1 rRNA gene is annotated in these 1037 nt (G+C 70.0%); it reads left to right on the forward strand.

The features are described 5' to 3' along the window. Positions 1-88, forward strand: a 5S ribosomal RNA gene (gene rrf, locus ACIPEQ_RS16445); the annotation flags it as partial. Positions 89-1037 lie beyond the last annotated feature (949 nt).

Raw genomic sequence — 1037 nt, forward strand, 5'->3', positions numbered from 1 at the left:
CGGTCACATTCCGAACCCGGAAGCTAAGCCTCTCAGCGCCGATGGTACTGCAAGGGGGACCTTGTGGGAGAGTAGGACGCCGCCGGACTCAACGTAAGTGATGTGGCCATCGGCCCTCCATCGAGAACTCGTAGGGGAGACCCTCGTTCTCGTGGAGGCCGGTGGCCACATCTGTTTCCGCCGTAGGTCGCTCGACTCGCGGTCCGGTTCGTGATGGACTGGACTCGGCGCGAGCACGGACGACCGTGCGGCACCCCCTACAACGACACAGCGGACGACCGCCCGGCGCATTCGAGCACGGGCACGCGATGAGGAGCAACGGTGGCGAACGACGACGAGCAGCAGCGCAACGACCGGGGTCGTGGGGAGCGGCGTGAAAGCAGCCGCTGGTCGTCCGGGCCGCGTGACTTCGAGCGTCGCGAGGGTGACCGTGCGCGTCGAGACGGTGACGGCCCAGCCCGCGACGCCGGCCGCAACGGTCGTGACGACCGGCGGAGCTTCCGTGAGGGCGACCGGTCGTTCGGTGACGGTGGCCGTCGCCCGGCGCGGCCGGGGGACCGCGACGGTGCGGGGCGCCCGCCCCGCGGCGACGGTCCTCGAGGCGCTGACCGCCCGGGTCGTGATGGTGACCGTCGTCCGTTCCGCGGAGGCGACGACCGTCGTCCGCCGCGCGATGGTGACCGTCCCTTCCGTGGTCGTGATGATCGCGCGCCGTTCCGAGGTGGTGATGACCGTCGTCCGCAGCGTGACGGTGATGAGCGTCGTCCGTTCCGTGGCGGCGATGACCGTCGTCCGCCACGCGATGGTGACCGTCCCTTCCGTGGTCGTGATGATCGCGCGCCGTTCCGAGGTGGTGATGACCGTCGTCCGCAGCGTGACGGCGGTGACCGTCGTCCGCCGCGCGATGGTGACCGTCCCTTCCGTGGTCGTGATGACCGCGCGCCGTTCCGTGGTGGTGATGACCGTCGTCCGCAGCGTGACGGTGACGAGCGTCGTCCGTTCCGTGGTGGTGATGACCGTCGTCCGCAGCGTGACGG

The sequence above is a fragment of the Curtobacterium sp. NPDC087080 genome (assembly GCF_044745105.1).
Classification (GTDB): Bacteria; Actinomycetota; Actinomycetes; order Actinomycetales; family Microbacteriaceae; genus Curtobacterium.